Raw genomic sequence first — 6,358 nt, forward strand, 5'->3', positions numbered from 1 at the left:
TATCCACTCCACCCACTGTATAAGTAGTAGAATACCATTCCTCTTTCTTTTCAGTAACTGTTATGGCACATCCATCATATACAATAAATGAAATACTTTCTCCATCTTTCAAGCTAAATTTATACTTTCCTTTTTCACTGTTTGTAACAGAAGTATCTGTACACAATACAGCATTTACGCTTTCCATTCCTAATGCAATACCTGCCGTAAAGCTAAAACTCTTTGATAGCTTTTCCTATTCCCCCATATTTCCTGCAACCTTCTTCTCAATGGTTACCTTGTGGGTTGGCTTATATGTATTTACAAATAACTCGCTGTTATCAGTATTTGACTTATATTCAAAAGCTGTATCACTATATGAAACAGAGGATTTTGATAATTCAGAAACAGGAACACTATTCACTGTTTTTCCGGCTGTTACCTGTGACAGATAGAATGAAGTTCCAATCATCGTTTTAACCTCTTCCTCTGTTACCGTATATGTCTTTCCTGAATCTAAAACACCTGCTGCTTCAAAAGAAACTGTTGCAAAGAAACTATCTGATGTCTCACCGTCTGCATTATCAATTGCAGTAAAATCACTTTTTGCAAAAGTCTTTGAATACTTTTCAGTATCTCCATCTTTTACGGTAAGTTTTACCTTATAATCATCAGGTATTTCCGTCAGTCCCTCCACTCTTTTGGTAAGGGTAACTATTCCACTTTGATAGTAAAGAATTAATGTATCATGGTCATACGCTACAGTAAATCTTCTGTCATTATTATCAATGTAATATCCCTTTTCTTCCGTACGAGGAGTTGTTCCATCATATATAATGTTTCCTTCTGAATCCCTCTTGTATTTTAATATGTTGCTTTCTTTTAACGTGTATTCTGAAAGATCAATGTGATTTCCATCACTATCCTTAACATCTTCCGGAAGAGTATCCGGTATGTCCACTCTGTCATAAGGGTTAACAATACCTGTTGTTGTATATACCTCTTTCCCGTTTACAACATACTTAATCTTATACTGCTTCTTCTGTTCAAAAGTTACATTATCAAGAAGGTTACCTATTGTTCTGTCTCCGTTTGTACCATCAATAGATACAAAGAAAAATCTTGTTAAATAGTTCTTGTCAGCAACAGGTACTGTATATTTACCACTATTATGCTTCCACTCACCTGCTGTAGCGGTGCTAGTAACTTTCCAAACTGTTGCCTGTATTCCATTATCTAAAGTAATTACCTTTCCATTCTCGTATTCAGTTGATACTGCACCTGTAACTCCCTGATTTGTAGCAGCAGTAACAATTTTTTCAATTTCAGTATCCTTTGTGTAATTTAAGGCATCATTAGTAGACATTGCCACAACAAGCATGGAGTTTGTTGCTCCATTTGATACCCTTCTTGCTGCATGGTCTAAATCCCAGTAACATTCTGAACCCGGTGTTGTAAGTATATCCTGATATAATGCTCCCTGCTCCTCGCAGTTTAATTCTGCAAACTGGTCGCCATGGGAATTATCACCATACATATCTTTTTGTGAAACTGAGAATCCTCCCTGCTGATTTGCCTCACGGTCAGTTCTTAAGTTTCTTCCATTTACAATTTCAATGTCATGAGTTGTTTTATGGTTGTTATGAGTGTTGTAATATCCCGGTCCTGTTGTTTTCCAGAATAATCCGTCAAATCCGTTAGGATACTGCTGTTCATCACCATTTGAGTTATATGGGAATCTTGCATCCATTGACTTATCTGTTTCCTCATCATATGAAAACATTGCAGGAAACTCAAAATCACCGTTTTGAACATCGTTATAATACTGAACATGATAAGGCTGTGACCACTTGCCATTTTCGGCTTTAACTCTATAGTAGTATCCTCCACCTAAGTCATCAACAACATTTACCTTTGCTCCATTATTACTTATAACCTGTACATCTTTTCTCTTTTCTGATACTGTCTGCCAGTTTTTACCATCTTTACTTTTTTCCCAAGTATAAGTTGTATCTGAATCTGCATTCTTTACATTAAGGGTACCATTTTTCATGATTGAATCCTCAATGTAAATTCCATGGGAGTTTAGTATCTTAAGATTAAATTTTATTGAAAATACCGGTTTTGCTCCACTTACAGGATATCCGTCATCTCCAATATCCGAAAGATTATATATTCTGCATCCAATCTGTGTAGTTACATAATCACTGTCACCAAAATCCAAATTTTCCGGTAACTGATATTGTACCGTTGCCTGTTGTTTTGCAATATATTTTGCAATATTTTCATCGTGGTTGTCAGCTCCCCACAGAGATGCTCCGCTATTACCGTTAGACCAGAATACTCCCTGCTTGTCGTAATCTACGTTTATGTCTCTTGGATTAACATAGAAGAACACATCTCTGTTGCCTGAATCATACACAACCTCATATGTGTCACCTGATAACAGGATATCTCCTGTTACAAGGGATGAATCTATAACGCCTAAAGGATATGTATCACTTACTGAATTTTCGTATTTTGTATCCTGTAATTTTGATACAGGGTAAACACCAAGGGATTTGCTGCCTACTTCATTCCAATAATCAGACTTCTGATTATCCTTAGCCCAAACTTCAAATTCATATAATGATATTCCAAGGGAGGTGTCTGCACATTCATCAACGTACAGTTTAACATACCGTGCTTTAACCTCATCAAAATGAAAACTATATCCTAATATCTTGTCTCCACCTAATCCTGATGCACTACCCGGCTCAGTCCACTGAGAAACATTTTTTAAATCCTTCCAATTTGTTCCATCATTAGATGTTGCAATTTTAAATGACTTAGCATAAGCATTAGAATACTTTAAATCTATACTGCGTAATCCATATTCCCTGCCTAAATCAATTGTATATTCAGGGTGTGTGCTGCCTGCTGTCCATTTAGTTGTATCTTTTCCATCTGTAGCATACTTTGCAGGATTTACGGTACTTGCACTATCACATGTTATATCCTTATTTACTGCCACATCTGTCAGATAACCTGGAACTTTTGTACCATATACCTTTAACTCATATATAGACATTTTCTTATGATAAGAATTCATTTCATTAGCTTTAATTCTTACATATCTTGCCTTTCCAAGGCATGTGTCTTTTGATGTGTACAATACTTTTCCATTATAAGTCCCGTCATTTTTAATATTTTTATCCCCTATAAAATCCTCCGATGAAACTGTTTTTGATGTAACCCATGTTTTTCCATCCTTTGAAGTCTGTATTTCAAAACTCTTTGCATATGCTGTTTCAAACAATACCTCTACACGTTCTATTTCATAAAGGCTTTCTAAATCTACATAAATCCATCCGCCTTCGTTATTATTTGCCCATCTTGTAGAACTGTCTCCATCAACTGCATTATCTGCCGGATAAACTGTTTCGCCCTCTTTTTGTTCACTTTCAGCGTATGCCTTTTTTCCTTTGGCAATGTTGTCATCCTCTATGTCAAAGTAATCAATATTTACCTGCTGCCATGTATTATCTTTGTTGTACAAGATATTTGAAGCACCGGTAATATCAATATAATTAACTCCTGCTTTTAATTCTACAGTTGCTTTTATTTCACCTACACTGTTCCAGCCACCTGTCTTTGGTGCAGAAATACTTTTCCATGCACTATCATCAGAACTGTTTACACGAACATCAATGTTGGTATCGTATTCTCCGCCATTTGCGTATCCCACAACTATGTTATAACAACCATCTTCTTTTACATTTACATACTGTGTAAGATATGCACGTCCGTCATTTGGCCATGTATTCATGCCACCTATAGCTGTTTTTCCTGAATAATTTGAAAATACTTCAAGGCTATATTCACCTGATGCCGAACCTTTAGTATATGCATGGGCATTTTCTGCTTCATGTCTTATATTCATTTCTTCCGGAGTATATGCAAACTTAAACCATCCCAGGTTTACTGAATAACTGTTGGCAATTCTAGGTATTACCTTAAAGTAAATTTTATGGTTTCCATCAGGTATATTTACATCCACCGTTTTGGTTACATAAGCGCTCCAACCTCCTGTAGTGTCGTTACAGTCAAAGGTTGTAACCGGTGCTCCACTCATGGAATCCACATACATTTCAACAGTTCCACCACAATCCGTTGCAACAGAATATGACAGGGTTACTCCTGATGCCTTTCTGTCAAAATATACATCATATTCTGCATATCCTTCGCCTTTTATACCTGTAAGTTTTCCCCCTTCATCTCCTCCAATGTTGCCTGAGGATTTAGGGCCTGCATCTAACTGTACTCCGTTTAATTCTACATTTTCCCTTGAACTGAAAGCTTTTTTGCTGTAATTATTTTCAGAAACATATGAAAGTTCAAAGTTATCTAAACGTACCCATTTCCAATCAGTACCGGTATTAACGGCTCCTGTAATATTAATGGCATTTATTCCCTTTTTAAGTGAAACCGTAGTTGTAAATTCCTTTACCTCATCCCATGAAGAACTGTGGTCTTTTAAAGTCCATGATCTCCAATCTCTGTCAGTATCACCATTTATCCTATAATCAATTCTTGTGTCCTTTCCACATTCTAATGAATACTTTAATTTTAATGTGTATGTACCTGCATTTTTGGCATTAACATATGTGGTAGTGTAGGCTCTGCCATCTGCCTCCCATGTATTTAAACCTCCAATGGCTGCTCCATTTGAGAAATTACCACTACTACTTACTTCCCTGCCATTAGCCGGACCTAAAATTGTCTCATGAGCATTTTCTATTTCATGAGTTCCTACTGCATCCACATAAGGTGATTCAAAATAAAAACAATCTACATTAGCACACCAGTCCTTAGATGTGGAATATTTAAGGTACACCTGATGAATACCTGACGGTATGTTGGCATCTACTGTTTTATATACAAAATTACTCCATTCTGAGCCTGTCTCTGTTGCTTCAACAGTTGCCACAGGTGTGCTGTCCATACTGTCTAAATATACATTGACAGTTCCCCCTGCAACTGTACTTTTTGCAGAATATCTTATTGTAAACTTTGAAGCTGCACGGTTAAAGTTAACATTATACATAGTCCAGGTTCCGTCATTTACATGGGCTATATTTCCTGTACCACTTTGACCGTAATCTGTGTTTGTTTCATTATTAATATCTGCATGTTTATCGTCATTGTCCTCTGCCTCAATAACATTACCTGCTATTTTTGTTCCTGAAAAAGCATTCTTAACCTTGGAACTTTCTACCTTTCCTAAAGCCACCTCTGCTGCAAGCTTAGAACAATACTTGGCACCATTCATGGAAAAATAAACATACTCTCTGTCATTTACCTTACATAGGCTTCTATGTGTAGCATGATCTCCTTCCGGGTCACCCTTATCAAAGAATATAACATCAATGTAATTTTGAGATACATCTGCATTAATTTCATATTTATACCAGCCTGTATCTCCATCCTTTTCCATAAATGTCGTGTTCCAGTCTCCTGTGTACTGACCGCTTACACTGTCATTGTACCCATGTATTCCTACTCCACTCCAATTTGATGCATTGTAAAAATACACTGTGGTCTTTACATCTTCTGCAAAGACTTTAGTTAAATCTGTTGGTGTTACTGATGTGAATACCATACAGACTGAAAGGAACAACGTTAAAAATGTTTTTACCCTTTTTAATCCTTTCACTTTTTTCCCTCCTTTAATGATCCAAATTTGTTATCTGCCTATGGCAAACATTTATACACATTAATTATAAACTTAATTCTTTATCATTTAGAGTGACATTTTTTTATTTCAGGTGTCCTTTTTTTATGTGTTTTTATTCGCTTTTTAGGTTTAACGTTCAATTCTATTAAGATAGTTTGTAAACTAAATCAGAAAAAAACTGCCATACCGGCTTTGATGTTATCCCGTATGGCAGCTTCATTAAATTATATTAAATTTTAATTTGTTCCTACTAAATCATTTCCCCAGCTGTAATCAACCTCAGCATAATTTGGATTTACAACTTTCAAAATGCTGTTGTAAAGATACTCATGTGCAGTGATTGTATTCATCTTAACATTCTTATACAAAACATCTGCAATATCATATACTGAATAACTCTTAACAGTGCTGTATCTGTAAGTTCCGTCTGACAATTTTGCATAGGCTCTGATTTTGTATTCTGCCGAATACTCTACCGAAGTAAATGAACCAAATAACGTTGTCCTTACAAAATATGTAGCTGTGTCTGAGCTTCCAAATACAGTATCTGTTGTTCCCTGCGATGTGGAATCTAAAGCTGCAACATACTTACTGTCACTGTTTACACGCATATCATCATCAGAGATATTAAAGGTGTTTCCACCTGCTTTATTTACTCCGTAA

Annotated in this window: 3 protein-coding genes; all 3 read right to left on the bottom strand. The window is 36.0% G+C overall.

What is annotated here, in order from left to right; translation table 11 throughout:
* The coding region (locus tag Q5O30_RS06555; protein WP_302674625.1) for a hypothetical protein at nucleotides 1-187 on the bottom strand (187 nt) is incomplete at its 3' end.
* Between the two features lie 48 nt (nucleotides 188-235).
* Complete coding sequence (locus tag Q5O30_RS06560; protein WP_021952954.1) at nucleotides 236-5,674, bottom strand: carbohydrate-binding protein; 5,439 nt, start codon at nucleotides 5,672-5,674, stop codon at nucleotides 236-238.
* Nucleotides 5,675-5,931: 257 nt separating this feature from the next.
* On the bottom strand, nucleotides 5,932-6,358 hold a 427-nt coding region (locus Q5O30_RS06565; protein WP_302674626.1), incomplete at its 5' end, for a hypothetical protein.

The sequence above is a fragment of the Eubacterium sp. CAG:161 genome (genome assembly GCF_000432355.1).
Classification (GTDB): Bacteria; Bacillota; Clostridia; order Lachnospirales; family Lachnospiraceae; genus Eubacterium_G; species Eubacterium_G segne.